The 26,670-nt window shown below is 63.8% G+C and carries 21 protein-coding genes; 11 read left to right on the top strand and 10 right to left on the bottom strand.

Annotated elements, in window-relative coordinates:
* Nucleotides 1–278: 278 nt before the first annotated feature.
* The 6 genes from JQ603_RS17875 to JQ603_RS17850 form a co-directional block, all read right to left on the bottom strand.
* Nucleotides 279–1,646, bottom strand: a complete 1,368-nt coding sequence (locus JQ603_RS17875; RefSeq protein WP_212341330.1) for a (Fe-S)-binding protein — start codon at nt 1,644–1,646, stop codon at nt 279–281.
* A gap of 274 nt (nt 1,647–1,920) precedes the next feature.
* Nucleotides 1,921–3,090 (bottom strand): HlyD family secretion protein, encoded by a 1,170-nt coding sequence (locus JQ603_RS17870; protein WP_212341328.1) that lies wholly within the window; start codon nt 3,088–3,090, stop codon nt 1,921–1,923.
* A gap of 39 nt (nt 3,091–3,129) precedes the next feature.
* On the bottom strand, nt 3,130–3,606 hold the full coding sequence (locus JQ603_RS17865; protein WP_212341327.1) for a DUF3302 domain-containing protein: 477 nt from the start codon (nt 3,604–3,606) through the stop codon (nt 3,130–3,132).
* Nucleotides 3,607–3,880: 274 nt separating this feature from the next.
* On the bottom strand, nt 3,881–4,195 hold the full coding sequence (locus JQ603_RS17860; RefSeq protein WP_245003698.1) for a MarC family protein: 315 nt from the start codon (nt 4,193–4,195) through the stop codon (nt 3,881–3,883).
* Between the two features lie 1,279 nt (nt 4,196–5,474).
* Nucleotides 5,475–6,335, bottom strand: a complete 861-nt coding sequence (locus tag JQ603_RS17855; RefSeq protein ID WP_212341325.1) for a CorA family divalent cation transporter — start codon at nt 6,333–6,335, stop codon at nt 5,475–5,477.
* 212 nt (nt 6,336–6,547) lie between these two features.
* Entirely contained in the window at nt 6,548–6,937 is a 390-nt protein-coding gene (locus tag JQ603_RS17850) for a hypothetical protein (RefSeq protein WP_212341324.1), read from the bottom strand.
* Between the two features lie 585 nt (nt 6,938–7,522).
* Here JQ603_RS17850 and JQ603_RS17845 point away from each other — a divergent pair.
* On the top strand, nt 7,523–8,557 hold the full coding sequence (locus JQ603_RS17845) for a methyltransferase (RefSeq protein WP_212341323.1): 1,035 nt from the start codon (nt 7,523–7,525) through the stop codon (nt 8,555–8,557).
* 353 nt (nt 8,558–8,910) lie between these two features.
* Here the strand turns inward: JQ603_RS17845 and JQ603_RS17840 are convergent, their stop codons facing one another.
* Complete coding sequence (locus JQ603_RS17840; RefSeq protein ID WP_212341322.1) at nt 8,911–10,932, bottom strand: YgiQ family radical SAM protein; 2,022 nt, start codon at nt 10,930–10,932, stop codon at nt 8,911–8,913.
* Between the two features lie 189 nt (nt 10,933–11,121).
* On the opposite strand from JQ603_RS17840, the gene JQ603_RS17835 reads away from it, so the two are divergent.
* Complete coding sequence (locus JQ603_RS17835) at nt 11,122–11,307, top strand: hypothetical protein (RefSeq protein ID WP_212341321.1); 186 nt, start codon at nt 11,122–11,124, stop codon at nt 11,305–11,307.
* A gap of 181 nt (nt 11,308–11,488) precedes the next feature.
* Nucleotides 11,489–11,653 (top strand): hypothetical protein, encoded by a 165-nt coding sequence (locus JQ603_RS17830; protein WP_212341319.1) that lies wholly within the window; start codon nt 11,489–11,491, stop codon nt 11,651–11,653.
* Between the two features lie 6 nt (nt 11,654–11,659).
* On the opposite strand, the gene JQ603_RS17825 is transcribed toward JQ603_RS17830, so the two are convergent.
* Nucleotides 11,660–12,340 carry a GntR family transcriptional regulator gene (locus JQ603_RS17825; protein WP_212341317.1) on the bottom strand — a complete coding sequence of 227 codons (681 nt, stop codon included), beginning with the start codon at nt 12,338–12,340 and terminating at the stop codon, nt 11,660–11,662.
* Between the two features lie 12 nt (nt 12,341–12,352).
* The gene (locus tag JQ603_RS17820) at nt 12,353–13,765 is read right to left on the bottom strand and encodes an FAD-binding oxidoreductase (RefSeq protein WP_212341315.1); all 1,413 of its coding nucleotides are present in this window, start codon (nt 13,763–13,765) and stop codon (nt 12,353–12,355) included.
* Nucleotides 13,766–13,944: 179 nt separating this feature from the next.
* On the opposite strand from JQ603_RS17820, the gene JQ603_RS17815 reads away from it, so the two are divergent.
* From JQ603_RS17815 to JQ603_RS17805, 3 genes are all read left to right on the top strand, one after another.
* Nucleotides 13,945–14,829 carry a dihydrodipicolinate synthase family protein gene (locus tag JQ603_RS17815; protein WP_212341313.1) on the top strand — a complete coding sequence of 295 codons (885 nt, stop codon included), beginning with the start codon at nt 13,945–13,947 and terminating at the stop codon, nt 14,827–14,829.
* A gap of 199 nt (nt 14,830–15,028) precedes the next feature.
* Nucleotides 15,029–17,365 carry a TonB-dependent siderophore receptor gene (locus JQ603_RS17810; RefSeq protein WP_212341311.1) on the top strand — a complete coding sequence of 779 codons (2,337 nt, stop codon included), beginning with the start codon at nt 15,029–15,031 and terminating at the stop codon, nt 17,363–17,365.
* A gap of 2 nt (nt 17,366–17,367) precedes the next feature.
* Nucleotides 17,368–18,564 (top strand): PepSY-associated TM helix domain-containing protein, encoded by a 1,197-nt coding sequence (locus JQ603_RS17805; protein WP_212341309.1) that lies wholly within the window; start codon nt 17,368–17,370, stop codon nt 18,562–18,564.
* A 57-nt stretch (nt 18,565–18,621) separates the two neighbouring features.
* On the opposite strand, the gene JQ603_RS17800 is transcribed toward JQ603_RS17805, so the two are convergent.
* Nucleotides 18,622–19,239, bottom strand: a complete 618-nt coding sequence (locus tag JQ603_RS17800; protein WP_212341307.1) for a hypothetical protein — start codon at nt 19,237–19,239, stop codon at nt 18,622–18,624.
* Nucleotides 19,240–19,471: 232 nt separating this feature from the next.
* Between JQ603_RS17800 and JQ603_RS17795 the strand changes: the two genes are divergently transcribed.
* The 5 genes from JQ603_RS17795 (at nt 19,472) to JQ603_RS17775 (ending at nt 26,632) form a co-directional block, all read left to right on the top strand.
* Complete coding sequence (locus tag JQ603_RS17795; protein ID WP_212341305.1) at nt 19,472–20,704, top strand: rhodanese-like domain-containing protein; 1,233 nt, start codon at nt 19,472–19,474, stop codon at nt 20,702–20,704.
* Nucleotides 20,705–21,045: 341 nt separating this feature from the next.
* Nucleotides 21,046–22,290 carry a phosphoglycerate dehydrogenase gene (serA, locus tag JQ603_RS17790; protein ID WP_212341303.1) on the top strand — a complete coding sequence of 415 codons (1,245 nt, stop codon included), beginning with the start codon at nt 21,046–21,048 and terminating at the stop codon, nt 22,288–22,290.
* Nucleotides 22,291–22,400: 110 nt separating this feature from the next.
* The gene (locus JQ603_RS17785; protein WP_212341302.1) at nt 22,401–23,420 is read left to right on the top strand and encodes a patatin-like phospholipase family protein; all 1,020 of its coding nucleotides are present in this window, start codon (nt 22,401–22,403) and stop codon (nt 23,418–23,420) included.
* Between the two features lie 3 nt (nt 23,421–23,423).
* A complete protein-coding gene (locus JQ603_RS17780) occupies nt 23,424–24,878 on the top strand; it encodes a GntP family permease (protein ID WP_212341301.1) in 1,455 nt (484 codons plus the stop codon).
* Between the two features lie 92 nt (nt 24,879–24,970).
* Nucleotides 24,971–26,632, top strand: coding sequence for a tannase/feruloyl esterase family alpha/beta hydrolase (locus JQ603_RS17775; protein WP_212341300.1), 1,662 nt, complete (start codon nt 24,971–24,973; stop codon nt 26,630–26,632).
* Nucleotides 26,633–26,670 lie beyond the last annotated feature (38 nt).

Genomic DNA, 26,670 nt, shown 5'->3' with positions numbered 1-26,670 from the left:
GATCGACCGGGCAGTCTTATGGTCGATGTGGTCCGATATTCGATTGGTCGGTTCCATATCGCGACCTTTTCGATTGGGCCCCACGATTAACTTAAGTTACAGGGATGGGAAATGTTTCGCGCACCTTCGAAGAGTGCGATGGTTCCATCCAATGGAACAAAGACCCTCGTCAGCGCTGCTACCAGCAACCCGCCGAGTTAGTGAAACTCTTGGGCGGACGCGGACCTCAATGAGTGTCCCGTCACTTCGCTGATGAGCCAATAGGCGACGTCAAGCTGCTACGACGGCGCCACACCCCCCGCGCGCGACTCTGGGAGCGCGCCCCTCAGGGGAAGCGGCTGATCGCCAAGCAGCACCTTCACCACGACGTCACGCGCAGTGTTAGGATCAAGCGAGTGCTTTGCGATCAGGTCGCTACAGTCGGTGACGATCTGGTTGGCGTCCTGCATGATCTTGAGCTCTTTGTAGCGATCGTGCCGATGCAGGCCCATGCTTTCGCCAACCACTTCAAGGATATTTATGATGCGGAATGGCCAGTCGCGCTCGTGCGCGCACAGTTCGCGATGATCGGAATGATAGATCGCGACCAGTGCATCGACACCTGCATCGCGCGCCGCCTCAAGTTCCATAAGTTGCAATTCGCGCTTGAACTTTGGAAGGACGCCGACATCCACGCTCTGCAAACCCACCGCCGGCTGGTTCAGATCGACGAGTTCGATACCGGGGACCGTCGTCAGGATTTCAGCGGCGGCTTCCACGACGCCGGCCACGCCGGGATGCTTGTGCAGCGCGACCCGCATTTCGACCCTGCGCTGAAGGTGCGGCTTTAGCTGCGCCAGCCGGTCACCGAGAAAGCGCATGAACGGGCTCATCTCGAACGGGCGGGAGCCGCGCTGCCGCTCCACCGTTGGCAGGATGGTTTCCGTGTACTGGACGTAGCACGACGGACACCAGGAGATCACCTGCCCCGAGTTGGAGTGCGACAGCTTTTCCATGGTGCTCGAGCCCATACGACCGGCCATCTCTGCGTCCCCAGACTTGAGTTGGAGGATGCCGCAACAATGGCTTGGTCCGCCCATCACCTGGTAAGTGACGCCGAGCGCATCCATGATATCGAGGGCAAGCAAGGCGATGTGCGGCGTCTTGAGCACATTGCAGCCGGTGTAAAACACGAAATCCGGCGCCTCAACGGGCGTGGAGACCGATGCTGATTTCTGCCCCAGTCGTTCGAGCACGTCCGTATCGAGTTGCAGGCGCGAAAGCACGCTCACTCCACGACTGCCGTCGCGGTACTTCTCCACACCCCGCCGGCGTCTTTCGGCAAGCTCATTGTCCGACTTCGCGATGCCAAGCCGCGCCATGCTCAGCAAGAAACGCGGATTGACGCCATGGTCACACGCCTTGATGCATGCCCCGCTCCGCATGCAGGACTGCGCCCATTTGCGCGACGCTTCCGGGCCGTTGCCGGTACGTACCAGTTCGAGGATGCCGCCGATGATGTCTTCGGACTTTGTCCCCAAGATGCCGGCCGGCTCGACACTCGGACAAGCCTCGACGCATTTCCCGCATCGCGTACAGGCGTCGAGCATTTCTTCGACATATTCAGCCAGGGTCGTCTCGAATGGGACCTCGTTCATCGGCTGCATGACCAGCTCCAGACCGGCTGACGGATCAGCTACGATGCGGCACATGACAGCTTCGGAACCTAACCCACAAATGGCGAGCTGTACACGAGCAGGCCGCAATCGGGGTTTGTCGCCTTTGGGTCCAATTGCAGACTCATGCGCCGCAGCGAAGAGTCTCTTATTCGATCCTCATAGGGGTGAATCCCGAACTCGTCACAATCACTGCGAGGCTAGGGCCGCGGCTGCGCTGGAAACGCTTCATTGCTGGGCGCGAACCTAAGGCTTGATCTCCTCGTTAGTGGTGGCCACCCCCGCCCCCATGGTGGCCCTCGAGGAAGACATAGTTTTGCCAGCTCCGCATGCGCAGGAGAATTTTCCGCAGCAACGAAAGCTCGTGAAAATGCTCGGTGTAAATGGCGGCTTCGCCTTCCGAACCGAGCGGCACCTGATAACCAGACACGTCATCGACGAGGTCAAGGACGGCCAGAGCCCGGTCTCCGGTCGGCGGCCCCTCGACATTCACCAGCGTGCCCGTGGTTTGAAGCTGGCCTGAAGCAATCGCATCAATCAAGAGGCGAACCTTGGCCTTGAAGACGCGACCCGGTATGCCCTTGAATAGAACTTCGGCTTCATTGCCGGGCCGAACGCGCTGCAGGGCGTTCTGCTGGAACGCCGCTACCAAAGCCCGGTCCCTTTGGCTGTCGTTGACGAAAACCATGGCTGGACGGAAGGGCGCCGGGACCACATACACGCCCGGCCGCAGGGCCAGTTCGGTGACAAAGCCACCTGTGGGAGCTCGAACAATAGTCTGGTCCAGATCGTATTGAGCATCCGCAAGCTCGTTGCGCAGACGCACGATGGCCGAGTGTTCACCATCAACCATCGCGCCATATGCTTGCCGGGTACGATCTTCGGCAGCGACGGCTTCGGCGACCGTCTGTTTTGACGTATCTAGATTGCGCGTTGCGGTGTCGAGTGTTGCCTTCGCCACAACGTTTTTCTGGAACAGCGTCGACTGGCTGTCGTAGTTTTCCTGCGCGAGCAGCAGTTGGGCCTTCGCCTTTGCGGTCGTCGCCGAGGCCTGATCAACTGACGCCTTGAGCTGGGCGACGTTGGCCTCGGCGTCTGCCAGCCCCGCCCGCTTTTCCGCGACGATATATTCGTAAGGCTTGGGATCGATCTTGAAGAGAACTTCTCCGGCTTCGAGGTGCTGGTTGGTGCGGTCCTCAACCGGCACCTCGATCACGCGCCCCTTCACCGCGGGGAGCACCGGGGTGACCGCGAAATAGATGCGTGCGTTGGTTGAAAACGGGTGATTGTAGGCCATCGTTATGAACAGCAGCGAAAGGCCAACGGCGCCGCCGAGTACTGCTGTCACCAGCGTCCATTGATTGACCGGAATCCTGAAGATCTTGAAGATGGCATAGCAGAGTGCGGCGTAGGTCAATACGAGCAACAGTTCCATCTGCGACCTCCCACTCCGAGGCTTTGAGCGTGCGTTCAGCTATCGCCGAGCACCTCGGCTCTTTGCATCTGCCTCTTCCGTCGCAGGAGTGCTCGCCCCGGCCGCTGAACCCGATGGTCCAGGCGACTCGACTGCAGCCCGTGGCTTCCCTTTGCTGAATTGAGCTGCTCGATCTCCGATCTCGAGCTTGGCTTCTATCGCTGCCATGCGATGCCTAAGTTCCTGCAACTCAGCCATCGCCTCCTCCGGCGAGGTCGGCTCGCCCGGCTCGTGAGCGAAACCCCAGCCTCGATCCGGCTGATACATCATTGCCCAAATCCAAAGGAACGGCCACAGCACATGCAGCAAGAAGAGGCTGATCCAACCGGCGGCGTGGATCGCGTCCGCGTGCGGATGATGGCGCGCGTGCGCGATCCGAGCCGGAATGTCGTGGATCGCGATCATGCCGTACACCAGAACGATCACCACGAAAAACAGCAAGCCAAGTGCGAAGTAGTTCAGGAACGGATCTTCCATGCACGTCCTCATCCAGCCTGAGAATCACGTGCCTTGAGCATCGACAACGTCATCAACGGTTTGAAGATCAGGAATCATCGACGCATCAAGCCTGCGCTTAGTACATGCGCTTGCGCACGTCATGTTTGCGCTTCCTGGCCTTTGCAGTCCTCCTTGCCGCCCGATGCAATGAGGCATCGCGACACCTGCGGGCGGCGCCCGGGACGCTGCAGATTGGCGCACCAATTACGGGCCTCGCTTGATGCAGATCAAGCCTGGCGCACAAAAGGCTCGATCAATTTCCCGAACCAGTGAAGGCGCCCTGCGCGATCGGGCCCGAGATACCGGCGATCATGAGCTCCAGCCCGAGCGCTACCTGCGTGACGCCGAGGATCACGCCGAGAAGGAGCAGCAGTGGGCCGAGCCAACGAACAAGGACATGCGCCGCCAGCATGGCGAGCCAATCAAGGAACAGAATGAAGTAGGCGACGCAGGCCACCAACAGGTTGGTCTTGGTATCGGGCGCAAACGCCATGAGGATGATAACCGCGGCGATGCCGTACGGGGTCACAATGGTCGGGAATGCAAGGGGCGAGAAGGCGAGCGCCAGGGTCGGCGGGTCGCTGCGCTCGGGCGTTTGAGTGGTATCGTCCCAAACGATGATAGGTGCAGCCGAGCCTATCTGCCATGGATCAAACGAGTCCGATGGCGTTCACTGGTACAGGGCGCAAGCGCCTCCCTGCCATCGCAAACACCTGCGGACCTCGCGGCGGGTCTGGCGAATGGTGGTTCGTGCCACGCACACACCGTTCACCATCGTCCTGCCCGGTCCGCAGCCGGCGGCAATCTGCGAAATCATGCCGTCCGGCTGAGAGATCGGCGCGGGCGTCATGGCATGTGCAAACGTTGCGACGGACAACGCTAACGCAGCAGCAGCGATTGACCTGATCATTCTGATCCTCCCTTCCGCTGGGTAGAGGCGGCCCCCTGGGCCACCTCACCCCAACGGCGGCACAACAGCGGACCTCGTTAGAGGTCCGGGTTGGAAGCAGGCATCGGGAGTCGCGGCTAGGCTCGTCCGCTAAGGGCCAAGCCGACATCGCAACCGGCCAACGCGAAAAGCCGCAGGGTTATTGTAGCGCCCTGCGAATGCAAAGCCGGGCTTCGCCCGAATCGCTTGCTCGACATCCACGAGGGTCTGAACCCTAGCAGGTAACTCCCGCTGCGCAGCGGCGCACCGCCCGGCGATCCGCTCTCCGCGCAACGCCAGCGACGCTCGTTGCAGTTGCCGGTCTTCCTACTCGGGCATAAGCCTTGTCCGACGATACGGACAAGCCCTTCTCTTGCGACCACTGAACCGAAATCGGGGCGGCACACAAAATGGTGGCTCCCACCAATATTGCTCCAAGCATGCTCATCTTTTTCATGAGATTGTCCTCGGCCAATAGTTGATAGTTGCGGACTCTGTATGCGAGACTTCCAGATCTTCGCGCTTGATCCAGATCAAGCGCTTCAAATTGCTTGACCTGTCAATGCACGATCGCCCGTCGCAGGCGAGACCAAATGAGCGCTCTGGGTCATTCGCAACTGGGTCGAGTCAGTCGCACCTCCGGCCAGTCCGATATGCCGCTGAAGGCGGAAGTCATCGGGCTCATCTGTGCACGCTGGGTCCGCGCTAGCACCAAGAGCGTTCATCACGGCAAGGCAGCAAAACAGCCAGTATTTACTCGATGACCCTCGTCGGCGAGTGGTCGGCATCACGAGAATTGCGCCTTGAGGCGGTAGGAGCGCTGCTCGGGTGGGAAGATCAGCGAAGATCGGTTCCAGCACCAAGCCGCTCGGGTTCCGCGTCTGTCAAACGAGGAAGCTCGTTCCACGCAGAGGTCAACTCACATCAACCTCCGGCGCTTCAGCCATAGTACCGTGCCCACCACGCTCAGGATCGGGAGCACAAGCCCCAACCCAACAAATGCTGTCTTGCTTCCTTCCGATCCGACTAGCCATCCAAAGTTCATTCCAAAAAAGCCAGTCAAAAAGGTAATAGGCAAGAAAATTATAGAGACAACAGTGAGGCGGTTGATCTGCTCGGCCTGTCGCTGGACGATCGCGGTCGCATAACCATTCACAATATCAGCGCCCCAGCGCGTACGTTCCTGAAGCCGCTGTTCCAGATGTTCGACCTGCTCAGCATAATCGTTCAGCTCGGTCGCCGCGTGCTGGTCAATACCTGGCAGTGCCTCTATGCCGATAATACCCGTACGGACAGCGCTGCTGTAGCGATCAACGTCCAACCAAACTGTCTGAAGGCGCTGCAATCTTTCTGCAAGACCTGAAAACTCGATCGACTGGGGTTCGTGCTGAATTTGCGTCCGCAGCTCCTCGATTCGGCCGTCGATCTCACTGATCGCAGCATCAAGCGTGCCTAATAAGAATTGGAGCAGAATTGCCGCCGCAGCTAGAGGACTCTTTTCCAGTTTCGCTGCGCGCTCGGCAAAATGTTTGTGAATTTCGTCGAGCGCCGAAGGGTCGCCATTCCATAGGGTCAAAATGCACTTTTTCGAACCCATGATGTGGATTTCTATGAAGTTTCTGCCGGAGCGCTCGGCCAGCCATGACACCGCAAGCAGCCGTTGCCGATCGATCACCAAGCTTCCAGCTTGTCCGAAGCGCTGCCCCCATACGACATCTGCAGGATCGAATCCAAGTTCGCCAAGAAACTTCGCGCGGCCGACTTCGCTGCCTCCGACCATGTCTACCAGAGGAATTTGCCACCACCGACTAACGCACGCAGATCAAACTCGGTCGCCACGCTCCGGACGCCATCCGAGGCGATAGCGGTAATGGTCGGGTCAGTCGCCGCCGGAATTGTCGTTTCAAGGTTCATCTTCGCAACCGATGGGCCAGGAGCGGAAGTCGCACAATTGGGGTTCGATATCGGCAAGTCCGCTAAGTGCGGCAATTCTCATGGCGGCCTTCCTTGTTGCCCTGCAATAGCTGCGATCAGCTGCATGACATCATCGGCATTCTCTCGAACACCTTGAAGTTTTCCGCTCGCAAATCCGAGTTCAGCGTTCGCGCCGGGAATTTGGCTGTCCGCCCTGAGTGAGGTCACTTGTGATACGTTGACGTAGATTGGCTTAGCGTTGGGTTCGGTCAATTTGATCCAAGTCATCTCACCACGGTGTGACGCCCTAACCAATTGTATGATCTCTTCGATGTTCTCCTGTACTCCCTGAACCCTCCCGCTCGCCAGACCAAGCTCAACGCTGGCGCCGGAAACGTGTGAGTCGGGCTTAACGAAGGTGATTAGCGCGACGTTGATATAAACCGATTTTCCGCTGGGTTCGGTCAACTTGATTGCACCCAGCCGAGGGAGCATTGGCTGTTGCGCGCGAGCCGCGCACGACCACGCCGCGCCGCCGATCAACCCGAGGAAATCCCGTCGCCGCATCCCACGCCCCGCGATCAGAACGCGATAGTGTGGTTGTCCGGACCCGGCGCTTGGACGACTCCGCCAACGCGCGTTCTGCTGTGCGTCATCATTCAAACTGCCGCCTTGAGCGCTCATCTAATGCTGGCAGCAATTCCCGTAACTGTCACCGATTTGGTCGAAAGACCCTTTCGCCGATGCATGGTGATCCTCGTGACTGGAGCCGCCTCACAGTGCGGCTGAAGCCAACCTGAATGCCAGCAGTTGTTCAACATTGACGTAGATCAACAGCTGCACGAGTGCAGCGTTCTCATGGCGTGACTTCAGCCACCCGCCTATGACCGCTACGGGACAAAAGCGGGCTCAGCCCATCGGTCGGGCGGCGTCCGGCTTCCCTCAGACAGCAGACGTCGCGACGGCTTTCGTGGTGTTCAGCTTGGGCCAGCAGCGGAAGTGGCTGGATGTTCGGACTTTTGGTATACCTCCGACCTCGCTGGAGGATGGGTCATGCCAGACAATCAGCCCGCAGCGTCAACTTCGCCTGCGCCACACATCCAGTTGATCCAGATGGGGCGCGCCTTCGTGGTTTCGAGGACAGTGTACGCAGCGGCCAAGCTCGGGCTGGCCGATCAACTCGCCTCCGGACCGAAGAGCGCTGAGGAGCTCGCCGGCCCGATGCAGGTGCATGCGCCTTCGTTGCACAGGCTGATGCGCACGCTGGCGAGCCTCGGCATCCTGACCGAGCGACCGGAGCAGCGTTTTGCACTGACCGATCTGGGCGAGGCGCTGAGGACCGGCGCCCCCGGTTTGGCGAGATCGAGTCTGCTGATTTCCGGCAGCCCCTGGTCTCAGAGGGGTTGGGATAACCTGGTTTACGCTGTTCAGACCGGTAAAACCGGCTTTGAAAAGGTGCACGGCGTGTCGTTCTTCGACTACCTCGCGCAACATCCGGATGACGCGTCGCTATTCAGTGAGACGATGATCGGCTTCCATAGTCAGGAGCCGTCGGCCGTCGCCGCCGCCTACGACTTCTCTGCCTTCGAGACCATTGTGGACGTTGGCGGGGCGACCGGAAATATGCTCGCAACCATCCTCGCCAATCATCCCGGGCCGCGCGGTATATTGTTCGACAGGCCGCATGTCGTGCGAGACGCGCCGGCGTTGCTCGACGCAAGAGGCGTGAGCCATCGGGTCACGATTGAGCCCGGCAATTTCTTCGAAAGCGTTCCAGCCGGAGCGGACGCCTATATCCTTTCGCACGTCCTCCACGACTGGAACGACGATCGATGCCTTTCGATCCTGGGCCATGTACGCCAGGCCATGAACACGGTGGGCCGTCTGCTGATCGTCGAAATGTTGATACCGCCCGGTGACACGCCGCATCCGGGAAAAATGCTCGATATGGCGATGCTCGTGCAATTGGGTGGCCAGGAACGTACGGGCGCCGAATACGGGCTTCTTCTCGGCAAGGCCGGCTTTCGCTTGACTCAGGTGGTGCCGACGAATTCAGCTGCAAGCGTTGTGGAAGCCATGGTGGCTTGAGCTGGGCCGATGTCAGCTTGGATATCCGTTCTGGGTGACGAGCGTCGATCCCGCGGAAGACGGCTGACGGCCACGTTGCATCCGGAGCGGAGGGCCTCGCCCTCTCCCACGTCTTGCGACACTACCATCCTGCCCCTGTTTTGCCCGACGGGTCAACGATTTCGTAAAATCAGCAAACTGCGCAGTGGTTCTTTGAAAAGATCATGCTCGATCAACGAACTCATGCGCGGTGACGATCCATCCCATCGCGTTGCGCTTCAAGCCGTTGATTTTACTGCCCCCGGCTACTGTGCATGGGGTTGTTTTCGACATTCTTGTTTTGGAGGTGCGAAAGCGCCACGCAGATGCGCGCGCTACTTCATCACCCGCAGGCCCTTGGTCGTGAACCGCTGCGTCTTGCCGCCGGGGCGGACGGGACGCTTGGTGCCGGCCGCCTTGCCGGTGCCGGGCGGCTGGTGTGCCGGCACGAGCTGATGGGGCTGCGAGCCGATCAGGTCGCGGCGGCCCATCTCGATCAGCGCTTCGCGCAGCACAGGCCAATTGTCGGGGTCGTGGTAGCGCAGGAACGCCTTGTGCAGGCGGCGCTGGCGCAGGCCCTTGATCGCGTCGACCTTGTCGCTGCCGCCGTGGCGCACGCCGCGCAAGGGATTGACGCCGGTGTGGTACATCGCGGTCGCGGTCGCCATCGGCGAGGGCAGGAAGGTCTGCACTTGGTCGGCGCGATAGCGGTTCTTCTTCAGCCACAGCGCGAGGTTCATCATGTCCTCGTCGGTCGTGCCCGGATGCGCCGCGATGAAATAGGGGATCAGGTAATATTTCTTGCCGGCCCGCTCGGCCGCTTCATCGAACATCCGCTTGAACTTGTTGTAGGCGCCGATGCCCGGCTTCATCATCTTGTCGAGCGGCCCGCGCTCGGTATGCTCGGGCGCGATCTTCAGATACCCGCCGACGTGATGGGTGACGAGCTCCCTGATGTATTCCGGGCTCTCGACCGCAAGGTCGTAGCGCACGCCCGAGGCGACCATCACCTTCTTGATGCCCTTCGTCTCGCGCACCTTGCGATAGAGCCGGATCAGATCGTCATGCGAGGTGTTGAGGTTCGGGCAGATCTCCGGGAAGACGCAGGACGGCCTGCGGCACGCGGCCTCGACCTTCGGGTCCTTGCACGCCATCCGGTACATGTTGGCGGTGGGGCCACCGATGTCGGAGATCACGCCGGTGAAGCCCGGTGTCTTGTCGCGGATGCGTTCGATCTCGCGCAGGATCGAGCCTTCCGAACGGTTCTGGATGATGCGCCCCTCATGCTCGGTGATCGAGCAGAAGGTGCAGCCGCCAAAGCAGCCGCGCATGATCGTCACCGAGAACTTGATCATGTCCCAGGCGGGGATCTTGGCATCGCCGTAGGACGGATGCGGCGCGCGCGCGTAAGGAAGATCGTAGACCGCGTCCATCTCGTCGGAGGTCAGCGGGATCGGCGGCGGGTTGAGCCAGAGATCGCGATCGCCGTGACGCTGCACCAGCGGCCGCGCATTGCCGGGATTGCTCTCCCGGTGCAGCACGCGTGAGGCGCGGGCATAGGCTTCCTTGTCCTGCTCGACCTGCTCCAGTGCCGGCAGCCGGATCACGGTGGCGCCCTTCTGGCGCGTTGCGCCCTCGTCGGCGGAATCGAGATCGTCGGCGTGCAGCTCGGTGTAATCTTCGGGCACGCGCCGGAACAGCGCGACGCCCCTGATGTCGTCGAGCTCGCGCGGCGCTTCGCCGGCCGCGAGCCGCTGCGCCACCTCGACCACGGCGCGCTCGGCGTTGCCGTAGAGCAAGAGGTCGGCCTTGGCATCGGCCAGCACCGAGCGGCGCACCTTGTCGGACCAGTAATCGTAATGCGCGATCCGGCGCAGCGAGGCCTCGATGCCGCCGAGCACGATCGGCACATCCTTGAATGCTTCGCGGCAGCGCTGGGCGTAGACGATGGTGCAGCGGTCCGGCCGCTTGCCGCCTTCGCCGCCGGCGGTGTAGGCGTCGTCGCTACGGATGCGGCGGTCCGCGGTGTAGCGGTTCACCATGGAGTCCATGTTGCCGCCGGTGACGCCGAAGAACACCTTCGGCTTGCCGAGTGCCTTGAACGGCTCGGCCGAATGCCAGTCGGGCTGGGCGATGATGCCGACCCGGAAACCTTGCGCCTCCAGGAGCCGGCCGATGATCGCCATGCCGAAGCTGGGATGGTCGACATAGGCATCGCCCGTCACCAGCACGATGTCGCATTCATCCCAGCCGAGCGCATCCATCTCGGCGCGGCTCATCGGGAGGAACGGCGCGGGCTTGCGCGGCCGGGCCTGGGCCATCAGGGGCTTTTCGGCGGTGATGATCTGGGTGTCCATGGCGCCTACGCATAGGACTCCGGGCCCGCGAATACAACCGGATCCCTGCCGTCATCGCCGGTTGCGGTTCCCCCGGGTGACGCGCAATTGGGCAGGTCGGCCGGGCATGCGGTCCGCGACTGTGACATCGTCCACATACCGCCGGGCGACGTCGCGTCACCCTCCCTGCCGTTTCGAGGGAGATTAACCATGGTCCTGGTCAATGCGCCGATGATCCCGGTGATGCTGTTTTTCCTGTTTCTGCCGATCTCCGATTGCAGGACCGTGCGGATGAGGCTCGGCGCGCTGTGCGCGCTATTGGCGCTGCTCTCGGTCTCGGTCATCAGCACCAATGTTGCGCCGGTGCAGCTCGCAGGCATCGTCACGGCGCGGTGAGGGCCGGCCTCATCACATGTGTCCCGTGTTATGGTTCATTCGCAGGAACCAACCGCCTTCGCGAACATTCTGACCTAGGCATCCGCGCGAGCCCCCGCTCGCGCGCGCCTCGACAATCCTGGCGCCAGCGCCGCTGGTCGGATTTCTGCCCCGATGCTCGCTTCGGGGCGATGGGGGACTTGTGAGTACGGTCATAGAGAACTTGCTGGCGCGAAAGCAGAAGCTCGTGGAGGAACTCGAGAAGGCGCGAGCCGTCGAGGACCGGGACAGGATCGAGCATCAGCTCGAGCAGATCAACACCGCACTGGATTTTCTCGACAGGCCCGGATCCAGGGACGCGCGGTAGGCCTGCTCACTCCGCCTGCGCTGCTTCCACCTTCAACGCCTTGGCATAGACCACGCCCGAATTGGTGATGTGCATCGTCATCAGCCGTTCGAACGCGGCAAGCTCGCCGCGTGCGAACAGGTCGAGCAGCTTGCGGTGCTCGTCGAAGGAGGTGCGGGTCCTGACGTCGATCGGCGAGGTCAAGTTGGTGCGGAGCGCGGCGACGCGGCCGGAGACGAGCTGGTAGGATTCGAGGAGATAGCGGTTGCCGCAATGGGCGAACAGCGCCTCGTGGAATGCGGCGTCCGCGCGGCCATAGGCGATATTGTCCCTGGCCGCGACGGCAGGCTCCATCGCCGCGATCGCATCGCTCATCGCGGCGATCGCACTGTCGCGATCCTGGCGGAAGGCGAGCTCGGCCGCCTTGGGCTCGAGCGCGATGCGGAAGGTGCAGAGCGCGGTGATGTCGTCCGCGCTCGGGGTGAACACGAAGCTGCCGACCTGCGGCCGGATCACCACGAGGCCCTGCGCCTGCAACTGGCCCATGGCCTCGCGCACCGGCGTGCGGCTGACGCCGAAGGAATTCGCCACCATCTCCTCGGAGATGGCGGCGCCCAGCGCGAACTCGCCGTCGATGATCGCCTGGCGCAGCCGCTGCATCACGCGCTGCGACAGCGATTTCGGCGTATCGAGCTTGAGCGATCGCATGCGCGCTCCCGCTCAGATCACCTTGCCGGGGTTGAGCAGATGATCGGGATCGAGCGCGGCCTTCAGCGTCCGCATCAGCGCGATCTCGGCCTCGCTCCTGGCGTGACCCAGCCACTTCTTCTTCAGCGTGCCGATGCCGTGCTCGGCCGAGACGCTGCCGCCCATCTCGCGGACGAGACCATAGATGATCGCGTCCATCTCTTCCTTGGGCTGCTGCTCGACCGTGAGGCCGGTGACCCAGGAGACGAGATGCAGGTTGCCGTCGCCGATATGGCCGTAATAGACGCTCTCGCAGCCCTTGATGCCGGAAGCCAGCGCCGCCTTGCAGCGGGTGGCGAACTCGTCCATCCGTGCCACGGCAAGGCCGATGTCGTAGGAGATGTGCGGGCCCAGCACCTGGCCGAACTCGGCACAGATGTCGCGCACGCGCCAGAACGCTTGCGTCTGCGCCAGCGACTGCGCCACGGCGGCGTCGGCGAGCAGTCCGCCCTCCATCAGTTCCTCGAGCCAGCTCTGGAAGCGCGGCGCATCGATGCTCTCGTCGGTGCCTTGCGCCTCCACCAGCACGTAGAGACCGTGGCCTGCGGCGACCGGCGGCTTCACGCCGGCGCGATTCGTGATGACGTCCCAATAGTCCGGCCACATCACTTCGAACGCCGATAGCAACGGGCCGAGCCCGCTGCGCGCCGCGCCGAGCAGCGCGATCACCGCCGCATAATCCTTCAGCGCGCAGAGCGCGGCCATGGTCGAGCGCGGCTTCGGGAACAGCTTCAGCACCACGCGGGTGATGATGCCGAGCGTGCCTTCCGAGCCGATGAAGAGATGCTTCAGATCGTAGCCGGCATTGTTCTTCATCAGCTTGTTGAGATTGGTGATGATGGTGCCGTCGGGCAGCACCACTTCGAGACCGAGCACCAGCTCGCGCGTCATGCCGTAGCGGATCACGCGGTTGCCGCCTGCATTGGTCGAGAGATTGCCGCCGATGGCGCAGGAGCCGCGCGAGCCGAGATCGAGCGGAAAGAAGAAGCCGGCTTCGTCGGCGGCCTTCTGGATCGTCTCCAGCGGTGTGCCCGCTTTCACCGTCATCGTCATCGAGGCGCGATCGATCTCCTCGATGCCGGTCATGCGCTCGAGCGAGATCGCGACCCAGCCCGCTTCGGGCGATGCGCCGCGGCACAGCCCGGTCAATCCGCCCTGCGGCACGAAGGGCAGGCGCGCCTGCCGGCAGGTGGCAATCGCATCGGCAACGCCTTGCGCATCGGTCGGACGGATCACCGCCAGCGGCGTCTGCGGCAGGCTCGCGCTCCAGTCATTGCAATTGCGCGCCGGCACATCGGTGCCAACAAGCACGGCGGCCGAGCCGAGCCTGTCGCGCAACGCGCCGAGCAACTGATCGGGTCGTTCAACGGGGGTCACCATGTTCATGCGAGACCTCCTTTAGGATTCGGCTGCGCCTCATGCGCGCCTTGACGGTGGAAAGGGTTTGCGCGCCTCTTGTATGTAAGGTACAACATGAAAAGTAAAGTAAAAACAAGGCGCCGACCGGCAGAGAAGATCGTTAGGGATCAGTGGCTTAGTCGACGGCCGTAGCAAAGGGTGGTGGAATGACGGAGGCGATTCGCGGGTTCTGGGTGGCGTCGGCGACGCCGCTGGCAGCGGACGGCAGCGTGGACTCAGCCAAGCTCGCCGCTCACGCCAAGCAGCTGTTCAGCAAGGGCGTCGACGGCGTCGTGCTGTTCGGCACCACCGGCGAGGGCACCTCGTTCAATGCCGCCGAGCGCATTGCGACCATCGAAGCCCTGCTCAAGAATGGCGTTGCTGCAGAGCGCATCGGCATCGGCGGCGGCTTTCCCGCCATCACCGACAGCATTGCCCTGACGCGTGCCGTGCTCGGCCTCGGTCTGCGCCACGTGCTGATGCTGCCGCCGTATTTCGATCGCGGCGTCTCGCCCGAGGGCATTGAAGATGCGTTCGCTGCGATCTTCGACGGTGTCGCCGACGACCGCCTGCGCGCCTATCTCTATCATATCCCGCAGGCCTCGGGCGTCGCGATCCCGACGACGGTCGCCGCAAGCCTGCGCAAGCGCTACGGCAAGGTTGTTGCGGGCCTGAAAGACTCCAGCGGCGACTTCAAGCAGTTCCAGGCGTTCCGTGCCGCCGCGCCCGAGCTCGCCATCACCGTCGGCAACGAAGCCGACATCACCCGCGCCATCGCGGCCGGCGGCGCTGGCACCATCTGCGGCATGGCCAATGTGGTGCCCGAGCTGGTCAAAGGCATGGTTGACGGCAAGGACGTCGAAGCGCGCATGCAGGCCGCGATCGACATCGTGCTGAAGACACCCTCGTTCACCGCGACATTGAAGGCGATCCTCGCGGCGCAGACGGGCGATGCAGCCTGGCTGCGCGTGCGCCCGCCGCTTCGCGCCTTGTCCGACGGCTCGGCGTTCAAGCGCAAGCTCGACGAGTTGATGGCGCCTGCCATCGCGTGATCGTGAAATATCGGAACACGCCGCCGCGAATTCGCGTGCGGCGTGTTGCGTTCCACGCGGGATCAATCGCTGATTGATGTCCGGCGTCGCCTACGCTTAGAACGATTCAACACTAGAGCGATTCAAGCTCGTCTACGGTTCTCCTCGATCTCGACGGCTGTTACACGCGCACACTTCAATGCTCCTGACTTGAAGTGGAATGAAAGTGCGTGCCTTCGTGGATGGCCAACGCGACAGCGGCCATCGAACTCGTGCCGGCAAGAGCCGTGCAGGTCTTCTCATCGGAGCGGCCGTGCTGCTCATCGAAACTCCCTCCAACACGACGAGCGCGCAGGCGCAATCGGCACTGCCGCCGGTGACGGTGGAAGCCCCGGCGCCGCGGCCGAAACCGGCACGTGCATCGGAAGGGTCTCCACGCCGCACGCAAGCCGCCGCTCGCCGCCAGTCCAGTCGCAATCCCGCACCCGCGGCGCCGACGCTTTCGGAGCGCGCCGCCGCGGAAGCCGCCGCGCAACAGGCCGCAAAGCTCGGTTACCGCGCGATGCCGAGTTCGACCACGCTGCGCAGCGGCTCCTCGCCGCTCGACACCTCGCAGTCCGTCAACATCGTGCCAGAGCAGGTGTTGAAGGACCAGCTCCCGCGCAACATCGACGATGCGTTGATCAACATCAGCGGCATCACCCAGACCAATACGCTCGCCGGCACCCAGGACGCCGTCATTCGCCGCGGCTTCGGCGACAATCGCGACGGCTCGATCATGCGCAACGGCATGCCGCTGGTGCAGGGCCGCAGCCTCAATCCCGCGGTCGAAAGTGTCGAGGTGCTGAAAGGGCCGGCTTCGCTGCTCTACGGCATCATGGACCCTGGCGGCATCGTCAACACCATCAGCAAGCGTCCCGAGCTCTACCAGCACGGTTCGGTCACGCTGCTCGGCTCGGCCTTCAGCGCCTCCAAGACCGGCGCCGACGGCCTGCTCGACATCACCGGTCCGATCGGTGACCAGGGCCTTGCCTACCGCTTCATCGGCTATGGTGTGAGCGAGGACTATTGGCGCAACTTCGGCCGCCACAGGGAAATGCTCGTTGCGCCGTCACTGGCCTGGTACGGTCAGGACACCACGGTGCAGCTCAACTACGAGCACCGCGAGTTCATCTATCCGTTCGATCGCGGCACGGCGTTCATCAACGGTGCACCGCTGGCGATCCCGGCAACACGCCGTCTCGACGAGCCCTACAACGATATGTGGGGGACGTCCGACCTGATCCAGGCCTCTGTCGAGCATCGCCTCAACCAGGACTGGAAGGTCACGGCTGCTTATAGCTACAACACCGAGACTTTCAGCGCCAACCAGCTCCGCATCACCGGCGTCAACGCCACCACCGGCGTCGAGACGCGCAGCAATGACGGCACGCAGGGCTCGCTCAGCAATTCGAGCTACGGCACGTCCTACATCTCGGGCGGGTTCTGGCTCGGCGACATGCGCAACGAGGTGCTGTTCGGCGGCGACGGTCAGTACCGCACCATCTACCGCGACAATCTGATCCGGCAAACGACGGCGTCCTTCAATGTCTACAATCCGGTCTACGGTCTGATCGGGCCGGGTACGACGGTGTCGAAGAGCGATAGTGCCCAGACCGATAAGCTCGGCCAATGGTCGCTGTTCTTCCAGGATACGCTGCATCTGACCGAGCGGTTCGCGCTGGTCGGCGGCGTGCGCTACATGGACTACGACCAGATCGCCGGGCGCGGCAAGCCGTTCATCACCAACACCAACGTGTCGGCAGACGCGGTGCTCCCGCTCGGTGGCGCGATCTTCAAGCTCACCGACCAGATCTCGCTCTATGCGAGCTACTCGCAGTCGCTGAAGCCGAACTCGACGATTGCCCCGCTGAGCAATGGCGGCGGCGTCGTGCTGGGGTCGAACATCGCCCCCGAGGAAGGCACGCAGTACGAGACCGGCGTCAAATTCGATCTCAACAAGCGGCTGTCGGGAACTGTCGCGATCTATGATATCGAGAAGCAGAACGTGCTGGTCAGCCAGCTCAACACCGCAACAGGCTTCAATGTCTACACGGCGGCCGGCAAGGTTCGCTCGCGCGGCGTCGAGGTCGACGTCACCGGCCGGCTCTCCGACAATTGGAGCATGATCGGCAGCTATGGCTACACCGATGCGCGGGTGACGGAAGACCCGACCTACGCCGGCAAACGGCTGCAGAACGCCGCCATGAACACGGCATCGCTCTATCTCGTCTACGACTTCGGCACGGTGCTTCCCGGCCAGCTCAGGGTCGGGGGCGGCGCCCGCTATGTCGGCGACCGGCCGGGCGATGCGCTCAATACGTTCATGCTTCCGTCCTACGTGGTTGCGGACGTCTTCGCGACCTACGAAACGAAGTACCAGACCTTGCCGGTGACCTACCAGCTCAATGTCAAGAACCTGTTCGACACCGTCTACTACACGTCCGCACAGAACAATCTGGGTGTCGCCATGGGTGATGCCCGACGCTTCTCGCTGTCGGCGACGGTGAAGTTCTAGCGATGGCTGCGCGGTTGGGGCACACCATCAAGGCTGCTCTGCTCCAGGTCCATTCCATCGCGGGCCTGGTGCTCGCGCTGCTGCTTGCCCTGATCGCGCTGACCGGCGCGGTCATGAGTTTTGAGGACGAGATCGTCGATCATCTCAACGCCGGCATCATGCGAGTCTCGCCGCGCGATATGCCGGCGCTGATGCCCGACGAGTTGGTCGCCCGGCTGAAGGCGGGGCAGGATTTCGGCCAGGTCTCGGCCGTGATGCTGTCGAGCGATCCGGCCGCCGCCGTGCGTGTCCGCTTTGCGCGCGACGAGCAGGGCGCGCGACCGGCGTCGCTCTATGTCGATCCCTATGACGCGCGCGTGTTGGGGCCACCGCGCGGCGAAGAATTCTTCGCGACCGTTCGCAGGCTGCATCGCTGGCTGCTGGTGCCCGGCGATGCCAAGGGCTGGGGACGTCAGGTTACGGGCGTCGCCGCGCTCGGCCTGATCGTCATGCTGATCTCCGGTCTCGTGCTGCGCTGGCCACGCCGCGCGCGCAGCGTGAAGATGTGGCTCAGGCCCAATCTCGGTCTCAGCGGGCGCGGGCTGCATCGCTCGCTGCATGCGGTCATCGGTACCTGGGTTCTTCCAGTCTATCTGGTGATGACGCTCACCGGCCTGTGGTACTCGTTCGACTGGTACAAGGACGGCGTCGTCTGGCTGCTGGCGCGTCCGGAGGTCAGTGCTGCGAAGATGCAGCCCAAGATGTCCGCGAAGACTCCGCGCGCCTCCGCCCGCTCCGAGCCGGCCCAGCCGATCGGGTTCGACCAGGCATGGGCGACGTTCCGGCGTGAGGAGGCCGACCGCTTCGCCAAGGCTCTGCTGACGCTGCCGCCCAGTCCCGGCACGGTGATAAGGATTCGGTCGTGGGGCAAGAATTCGACGCTCGACACCACGCGCGATGAATTCCGCATCGATGCCGCGACCGGCCAGCTGGTCTCGGCAGAGCGTTACGCCGACAAGACGTTCGGCGAGAAGATCATTGCGAATGTGCTCGACATCCATCGCGGCGCGGTCCTGGGCTGGCCCGGCAAGCTCGCGTTCATGATTGCCGCGGCCTTGATGCCGCTGTTCTCGGTCACCGGCATCCTGCTCTATCTGTCGCGCCGCAAGCTGCGGCGCCCCGCGCAGCCGCCGCTCGGACGGCTCGTTCCGGGCGAGTGATCCGACAAGCCGCAGTTCAGATCCGCCTGGATCGCGTCGCGATATTTGCGCGACACGTCACTTCGGCTGCATGCGACGTTCACCAATGACGACGTCGTTGTTGACGGCGTAGACGAAGCAGCCGCCGTCCCTGCCATTCCGCGTGGGATCGCTGTTGCATTTTGCCAGTGCGGAGGTCTGTGCGTCCTGCAGACTTGGATCCCCGGCCGAAATGAACAACTTGCCCCAGGGGTGTATCGCCATGGCCTTTGGCTCCATGGCCTTGTCGTAATTCTGCACGTCGGGTCGCTGCCTGGTCACCCGTCGGATGATCGGGATCTGGGACAGGTCATACTTGCCCGCATAATGCAGACGCGGCATGTCCCGTGCTGTCAGCTCGCCTTCCACGACGATCTCTTCGTTCACCGCCAGCAGAGCGCACGGTTTGCCGTAGCGCAGCTGGCACGATTCCAGCGAGCGGTCACCTGTCACCGACGCGTCCTCGTGCTCACAGGACCGAAAATAGCTCGCGCTGACGAGCTCCACGGCCTGCCCCTTGTTGGGCTTGCAGGCGACGTAGTCCTTGATCAGCGTGTCGCGGACAAAGCCGAACACGGTCGGCGTCGTCGCGGCTACGATCGACGCCATCGCCCGCTCGAATTGGGACTTGCGCTCCGCATTGGTCAGCGCGGCCATGGCCGCACCCGGAAGCACCAGAAACACCACCAGGAATTTTATGATTCGCATGCTGCCCCCCCACGCACGAGTCGGAACTTTACCCGCCCTGCGCCCGCGGACAACATCCTTCTTTGCGCGGCTCGGCGGGATTGGACGCCGCAGGGCGGGAGGGCATGTCCTCGTCGGGCTGGTCAAGCGGTCCGCAATCGGCCAAAAGCGCCCTGTTCAAACTTCGAAGGCTGCCTGTCCGATGACGCTTCCGATCGTCACCCCCGCCGATATCCGCCGCGCGCTGCTGTTGCGCGAGGAAATCGCGCTGCTCGATCTCAGATATGAGGCCGGCTTTGCCACCGGCCATCCGCTGTTCGCCGCCAACATGGCCGCGGATCGGATCGCGGTCGAAGCCGAGGTGCGGCTGCCACGCAAGGACGTGGCGATCGTGCTCTATGATGACGGCGAGGGGCTGGTTGCGACCGGCGCCGAACGCCTTGCCGCGCTCGGCTACACCAACATCCGTGCGCTCGAGGGCGGGCTGAAGGCCTGGCGCGATGCGGGCTATCAGGTGTTCGAGGACGTCAACTCCTATTCCAAGGCGTTCGGCGAGCTGGTCGAGGCGCGCCGCCATACGCCCTCGCTCAGCGCCGACGAGGTGGCAAAGCTCATCGCCGACAAGGCCAATATCGCCATCCTCGACGTTCGCCGCTTCGACGAATATGCGACCATGAACATTCCGGGCTCGGTCAGCGTGCCCGGCGCGGAGCTGGTGCTGCGGGCAGGCCAGGCCGCGCCCGACCCTGAAACCACCATCATCGTCAATTGCGCCGGCCGCACCCGCTCGATCATCGGCACGCAGTCGCTGATCAATGCCGGCGTGCCGAACAAGGTGCGGGCGTTGCGCAACGGCACGATCGGCTGGACGCTGGCGCGGCATGCACTCAATCACGGTGCTGACAGGCGCGGCGCGATCGGATCGTTCGAAGGCGGGCCCGCCAACGCCCGCGACGTCGCCTATCGAGCCGGTGTCCGCCACATTGGAGCGGGCGAGATGTCGGCGCTGCTCGCAGAGACCAATCGCACGCTCTATCGTTTCGACGTGCGCGACGCCGAGGAATATGCGGCCGGCCATCTCCCGGGCTTCCGTCATTATCCAGGCGGCCAGCTCGTCCAGGAAACCGACATGGCCGCGCCGGTGCGCGGCGCGCGCATCGTGCTGACCGACGACAAAGGCATGCGCGCCGACATGACGGCGTCCTGGCTCGCGCAGATGGGCTGGGAGGTCTATGTACTCGAGGGCGGCTATGACGGCGCGCTGGAAGTCGGTCCGCCGCTGGTGCTGCCGAAGCCCGATCCGGCCCATCGCTACCGCAGACCCTATGAGGGGACCGACGTCGCGCAAGCCGCGATGCAGGCCTATCTCGATTGGGAGTACGGCCTCGTCGAGCAGCTGCGGCTCGATGGGACGCACGGGTTCTATGTGATTTGACGCGCGTGGTCCGCGCGCTCCGCGTCAATACTCCATGACCGTCACCCTGAGGTGGCCGCTTCTTCCGCGGCCCTCGAAGGGCGACGGCCCGGCTGCATCGGGGCCGTTCATCCTTCGAGGCTCCCGGCGCGATGCTAGGCATCGCGCCACTCGCACCTCCAGCGACAGCGGCTTCGCCGCTGCGCAGGGATGACGGGCAGCGTTGCGGGCGCGCGGATAACGGGTCTGGTACACCAGCACACCTCCCGCCCCGCCATCTTCTCCCCGTATCCGAACCCTATTGTGCTGTGCACCGTCCGCGGTCTATGAGCTGCGGCAAAGCCGCCATTTCAGGAGATACTATGCCAGCCCCAGGCCAAAGCCCTGAGCGGAGCGCGAAGGCGCTTCTGCTCGAAGGCGTCAATGACAGCGCCGTGGACCTGTTCAGGAGCGCGGGTTTCACCAATGTCGAGCGGCTCACCAAGGCGCTGGACGGCGAGGCGCTGCGCCGGGCGCTCAAAGGTGTGTCGCTGCTCGGCATCCGCTCGCGCACCCAGATCACCGACGAGGTGCTCGCGGCCGCCGATCAGCTGCTCGCGGTCGGCTGCTTCAGCGTCGGCACCAACCAGGTCGATCTCTTGGCCGCGCGCAAGCGCGGTATTCCCGTGTTCAATGCGCCGTTCTCGAACACCCGCAGCGTCGCCGAGCTCGTGATCGGCGAGATCGTGATGCTGCTGCGGCAGATCTTTCCGCGCTCGGTCTCCGCCCACGAAGGCGGCTGGGATAAGTCGGCGGCCGGCAGCCGCGAGGTGCGCGGCCGCACCCTCGGCATCGTCGGCTACGGCAATATCGGCTCGCAGCTCTCGACGCTCGCCGAAGCCATGGGCATGCGCGTGATCTTCTACGACCGCACCGACAAGCTGCGCCACGGCAACACCGAGCCGGTCGAGAAGCTCGAAGAGCTGCTGGCGCAGAGCGACGTCGTCAGCCTGCACGTGCCGGAGACGCCGGAGACCGCCGGTATGATCGGCGAGAAGGAGCTGCGGGCGATGAAGCCGGGCTCGTTCCTGATCAACAACAGCCGCGGCACCGTGGTCGATCTCGATGCGCTGGCCGGCGCCTTGCGCGACGGCCACATCGCCGGCGCTGCGATCGACGTGTTTCCGATCGAGCCGTCCTCGAATTCGGAGCGATTCAAGAGCCCGGTGCAGGGCCTCGGCAACGTCATCCTCACCCCGCATGTCGGCGGCTCGACCGAGGAGGCGCAGGAGCGCATCGGCGGCGAGGTCGCGCGAAAACTGGTCGACTATTTCATCACGGGATCGACCATGGGTGCGGTGAACTTTCCGGAAGTGCAGCTGCACCTGCGCCCCTCCGGCGCCCGCTTCAGCCACGTCCATCGCAACGTGCCGGGCATGCTGCGGCGGCTGAACGAGGTCTTCCTGCAGCGCGACATCAACATCGCCGCGCAATACCTGGAGACCGCCGGCGACCTCGGCTACGTCGTGCTCGATGCCGACCTCGGCGGCCAGGATTCGGGCGAGCTGCTCCAGCAGATCCGCGCCCTCGAAGGCACGGTCGGCGCAAGGCTGGTATTCGAGCACTAAACGCTCCACGTTCCGGTTGCATCTTGCGGCAACTGCTCTCACACTGCGGTCGAATTCGACGTGGTCAAAAATCACGTCGAATTTGAGCTTCAGTTGCGTGAGTGTCCGCCATGGAACGCGACGCCGTACTGATTGATCTCGCACTTCAGGGCGGCGGTTCGCACGGCGCCTTCTCCTGGGGCGTGCTCGACCGCCTCCTGGAAGAGAGATGGCTGACGATCGCCGCAATCTCCGGAACCTCCGCAGGCGCGATGAATGCGGCGGTCCTGGCGGACGGCTGGACGGCCGGCGGCGCCGAGGGCGCGCGTGAGGCGCTCGACCGATACTGGCGCCGTGTTTCGAAGGCCGCGGCCTTCAGTCTGCTCCAGCGCTCCCCGCTCGACCGCTTGATGGGGCGCTGGACCCTCGATACGTCGCCCTTCTACGTCCTCACCGACCTGATGTCGCGCGTGCTGTCGCCCTACGATCTCAATCCGACCGGTTACAATCCGCTGCGCGCGGTGCTGGCGGAGAGCATCGATTTCGAACGCCTCGTGCGCTCGCCGATCCAGCTGTTCATCACCGCAACGCGGGTGCGCACCGGGCGTGGCCGGATCTTCCGCAATGCGGAGATCACGGCCGACGTGCTGCTGGCATCGGCCTGCCTGCCGACCATGTTCCGCGCCATCGAGATCGACGGCGAGCCCTATTGGGACGGCGGCTTCGCCGGCAACCCGACGATCACGCCGCTGGTCCGCGAAAGCGACGCGCACGACACCATCCTCGTCCAGATCAATCCGACCGAGCGGCTGGAGGAGCCGCGGACGGCCGCAGAGATCCTCAATCGGCTCAACGAAATCTCCTTCAACTCGCCGCTGATGAAGGAGCTGCGCATGATCGCGCTGCTGCGCCAGGCGGCCGACCCCGGCAGCGGCGAAGGTGCGCGCTGGGCGAAGATGCGGACACACCGGGTCAAGAGCGACATGCTGGCGAAATTCGGAGCGTCCTCGAAGCTCAACGCGGAGTGGGAGTTCGTCTCGATGCTGCGCGCGGAGGGACGCATGGCCGCGGACGACTTCCTCACCGAGCACGGCGCGGATATCGGCCGTCGTTCGACCGCCGATCTCGACGTCCTCCTGTCGGAGTGCTGAGGCATGGGTCTGCTCGGCCTCCTCGTCGGGCTCGGTCTGCTCGTCCTGTTCGCCTTCCGCGGCTGGAGCGTCCTGCTGCTCGCGCCATTCGCCGCACTCGTTGCTGCCTTGTTCGGCGGCGAGCCGCTGCTCGCGAACCTGACCCAGGTGTTCATGGTGAACGCAGCAGGATTTCTGGCGCAGTTCTTCCCGATCTTTCTGCTTGGCGCCGTCTTCGGCAAGTTGATGGATGACAGTGGCGCGGTGACGTCGGTCGCCGGTTTCATGGCGGAGCGCCTCGGCGAGCGGCGCGTGATCCTGGCGGTCGTGCTCGCCGGCGCGCTGGTCACCTATGGCGGCGTCAGCCTGTTTGTTGCGTTCTTCGTCATCGTTCCCATGGCCCGTTCGCTGTTTCGCGCCGCTTCGATCCCGCGCCGCCTGATCCCGGCGGCGATCGTGCTGGGAACGTCGACCTTCACGATGTCGGCGCTGCCGGGCACGCCGTCGATCCAGAATGCGATCCCGATGCCGTTCTTCGGCACGACGCCGTTTGCCGCGCCGGGCCTCGGCATCATCGCCTCCCTCATCATGCTCGGCACAGGATTGTGGTGGCTGCACCGTGCTGAAGCTGCGTCGCGCCGCGCAGGAGAGGGCTATGGCGACGATGTCGAGGATTCGGCCGAGCAGGCGGCTGCTGACGAGCTCGTGCGCGAGCGCGCGACGACCGCCCGCGAGTTCGATCCGGCTGAGCTGCAGCACGGTCATCGCAGCGAGCGGCCATCGCCGGTGCTGAACGCCATCGTGCCGCTGGTCGTCGTGGTGGCCGTGAATCTGGTGATGTCGCTCGTGCTGCTGCCGCGGCTCGATGTCAGCTATCTCGCCGAGCAGCGTTTTGGCGAAACGTCGCTCGCGGCCGTCGCGGGCGTGTGGTCGGTCGCGGTGGCGCTGGCGGCGGCCATCGTCACGACCATCGTGCTGAACTGGGCGCGCCTGCCGGCGCTCCGCCGGACCATGGACGCCGGGGCCAATGCGTCGGTCCTGCCTGCGTTCAGCGTCGCCAGCCTCGTCGGATTCGGCGCCGTCGTCGCCTCGCTGCCGGCGTTCACGATCGTGCGCGACTGGGTGCTGGCGATCGAAGGCGGACCGCTGGTCTCGCTTGCGGTTGCGACCAACATCCTGGCCGCGCTGACCGGGTCGGCCTCGGGCGGCCTGACCATCGCCCTCGATGCGCTCGGCCCGACCTATGTCGAGCTTGCGGCGCGGACCGGTATCGACCTTGCGCTAATGCATCGCGTGGCGGTGATCGGCTCGGGGACCCTGGACATCCTGCCGCACAACGGTGCCGTGGTCAGCCTGCTCGCGATCTGCGGCCTGACGCACCGCGACAGCTATTTCGACATCGTCATGGTGGGCATCGTGACCTCGCTCCTGGCGCTGGTGGTTGTGATTGCCCTGGGTAGCGTGCTGGGATCGTTCTGACGGAAAGCCGGCGTCGGCGATTGACGGACGGACCAAGGTTGCATTGAATGCGGCCAACTTCCGAACGCAACAGAACAAGCCGGGTGGAAACGATGAAGCGAAACAGAGCGAAGCTGTGTGGATGGCTCGTGGGCACCGCGGCCGCAATGAGCGCGAGCGGCGCGTCGGCGCTGACGCTGGCGGAGGATGCCGAGACGGTCTGCAAGGGGTTGGTCGGCGGCACCGATGCCGTGAAGATCGACGCAGCGACGTTTCAGTCGCCTTCGCCTCTCGCCGTTGCCGAGCGCGGCCCGACGCCATCGGGGCGGATCACGCCCGCCAATCCCGGATTCTGCAAGGTGCTCGGCCATATCGACCCGGTCGATCCCAAGGCCCCACCGATCAAATTCCAGGTCAACCTTCCGATCGAATGGAACGGGCGCTCGGTGCAATATGGTGGCGGCGGCTTCAACGGCGTGCTGATCACCGGCCTTGCGCTGCCGCCGGCCTATCCTTTCGACAAGCCGTCGCCGCTCGCGCGCGGCTTTGTTACCTATGGCACCGATTCCGGCCACGAGACCAAACCAGGCGAGCCGCCGCAAGTGTTTGCGCTCAACGACGAGGCGTTCGAGAACTTTGCCCACCGCGCCTACAAGAAGGTGCGCGATGCGGCCGTCGCGCTGATGGAGCGCGCCTATGGCAGGAAGCCCGAGAAGATGTACTTCATGGGCTCGTCCGAGGGCGGCCGCGAAGGTCTCACCATGGCGCAGCGTTATCCCGACGATTTCGACGGCATCTTTTCACGCGTGCCTGTCATCAACTGGGTCGGTCTGCAGCATGCCGGCACGCGCTCGGGTCTCGCGACCATGGGCGAGGGCTGGATCAATCCGGCGCAGGTCAAGCTCGTCGGCGAGGCCGTGCGCGCGGCGTGTGACAAGGCTGACGGCTCCGACGATGCGCTGGTGCAGGACCCCGTCACCTGCAAGGCGGCATTCAAGGTCGAGACGCTGCGCTGCGCGGCCGGCAAGAGCGGCGATCAGTGCCTGACCGATCCGCAGATCAAGGCGATCAACACGCTGCATGCGACCTACAAATTCCCGTTCGTGCTCGCCAACGGCCTCGACGATTATCCGGGCTGGGGCGTGTCGGGCGAGGACACGCCGGCAATCGGTCCGACCGGCGGCTGGGTGGCGTGGTGGCTCGGCACCGCGCCGCCGGCGCAGCCGCCCGCGCCGAACAACGGCATCGCCTGGATCTACGGCGCCGGCGGCATCCAATATGTATTCGCGCGCGATCCCAAGCTCGACGTCACCACCTACAAGGTGGAGGACCACAAGGCGCGGCTGCTCGAGGTCTCCAGCCTGATGGATTCGACAAATCCCGATCTCAGCCGCTTTCGGGAGCGCAAGGGCAAGCTGATCATCCTCGAGCACATGGCCGACTATGCCCAGAGCCCCTACGCCGGCATCCGCTATTTCGAGAACGTCGAGCGCCTGATGGGAACGGCGACGACGGCGCAGTTCGCGCGGCTCTACACTGCGCCCGGCGTCGATCATGTCGGTTCGGGGGCGCCCGCCAATGTCGACATGCTCAGCGTGCTGGTCGACTGGGTCGAGAAGGACAAGGCGCCCGGCGACCTCGAGGTCACCGAGCAGAAGGTCGAAGCGCCCGCGTTCCCTGTCGTCCGCGCGCTGCCACTGTGCCGCTGGCCGGCCTGGCCACACTACAAGGCGGGGTCGGTGACGGAGGCGTCGAGCTATTTTTGCGCTCAGTGAGATCTGGCCTTCGCCTCTCCCCGCTTGCGGGGAGAGGT

The sequence above is a fragment of the Bradyrhizobium liaoningense genome, assembly GCF_018130825.1.
Taxonomy (GTDB): domain Bacteria; phylum Pseudomonadota; class Alphaproteobacteria; order Rhizobiales; family Xanthobacteraceae; genus Bradyrhizobium; species Bradyrhizobium liaoningense_B.
This window is presented reverse-complemented; position numbering and strand designations above follow the sequence as displayed.

Coding starts and splice junctions, on each gene's coding strand:
- JQ603_RS17785 (WP_212341302.1), top strand. CDS start 22,401: ATGGAACGCGACGCCGTACTGATTGATCTCGCACTTCAGGGCGGCGGT.
- JQ603_RS17825 (WP_212341317.1), bottom strand. CDS start 12,340: ATGCGATCGCTCAAGCTCGATACGCCGAAATCGCTGTCGCAGCGCGTG.
- JQ603_RS17780 (WP_212341301.1), top strand. CDS start 23,424: ATGGGTCTGCTCGGCCTCCTCGTCGGGCTCGGTCTGCTCGTCCTGTTC.
- JQ603_RS17875 (WP_212341330.1), bottom strand. CDS start 1,646: ATGCAGCCGATGAACGAGGTCCCATTCGAGACGACCCTGGCTGAATAT.
- JQ603_RS17845 (WP_212341323.1), top strand. CDS start 7,523: ATGCCAGACAATCAGCCCGCAGCGTCAACTTCGCCTGCGCCACACATC.
- JQ603_RS17835 (WP_212341321.1), top strand. CDS start 11,122: ATGGTCCTGGTCAATGCGCCGATGATCCCGGTGATGCTGTTTTTCCTG.
- JQ603_RS17800 (WP_212341307.1), bottom strand. CDS start 19,239: ATGGCCGCGCTGACCAATGCGGAGCGCAAGTCCCAATTCGAGCGGGCG.
- JQ603_RS17775 (WP_212341300.1), top strand. CDS start 24,971: ATGAAGCGAAACAGAGCGAAGCTGTGTGGATGGCTCGTGGGCACCGCG.
- JQ603_RS17815 (WP_212341313.1), top strand. CDS start 13,945: ATGACGGAGGCGATTCGCGGGTTCTGGGTGGCGTCGGCGACGCCGCTG.
- JQ603_RS17795 (WP_212341305.1), top strand. CDS start 19,472: ATGACGCTTCCGATCGTCACCCCCGCCGATATCCGCCGCGCGCTGCTG.
- serA (WP_212341303.1), top strand. CDS start 21,046: ATGCCAGCCCCAGGCCAAAGCCCTGAGCGGAGCGCGAAGGCGCTTCTG.
- JQ603_RS17840 (WP_212341322.1), bottom strand. CDS start 10,932: ATGGACACCCAGATCATCACCGCCGAAAAGCCCCTGATGGCCCAGGCC.
- JQ603_RS17805 (WP_212341309.1), top strand. CDS start 17,368: ATGGCTGCGCGGTTGGGGCACACCATCAAGGCTGCTCTGCTCCAGGTC.
- JQ603_RS17810 (WP_212341311.1), top strand. CDS start 15,029: ATGAAAGTGCGTGCCTTCGTGGATGGCCAACGCGACAGCGGCCATCGA.
- JQ603_RS17865 (WP_212341327.1), bottom strand. CDS start 3,606: ATGGAAGATCCGTTCCTGAACTACTTCGCACTTGGCTTGCTGTTTTTC.
- JQ603_RS17855 (WP_212341325.1), bottom strand. CDS start 6,335: ATGGTCGGAGGCAGCGAAGTCGGCCGCGCGAAGTTTCTTGGCGAACTT.
- JQ603_RS17870 (WP_212341328.1), bottom strand. CDS start 3,090: ATGGAACTGTTGCTCGTATTGACCTACGCCGCACTCTGCTATGCCATC.
- JQ603_RS17820 (WP_212341315.1), bottom strand. CDS start 13,765: ATGAACATGGTGACCCCCGTTGAACGACCCGATCAGTTGCTCGGCGCG.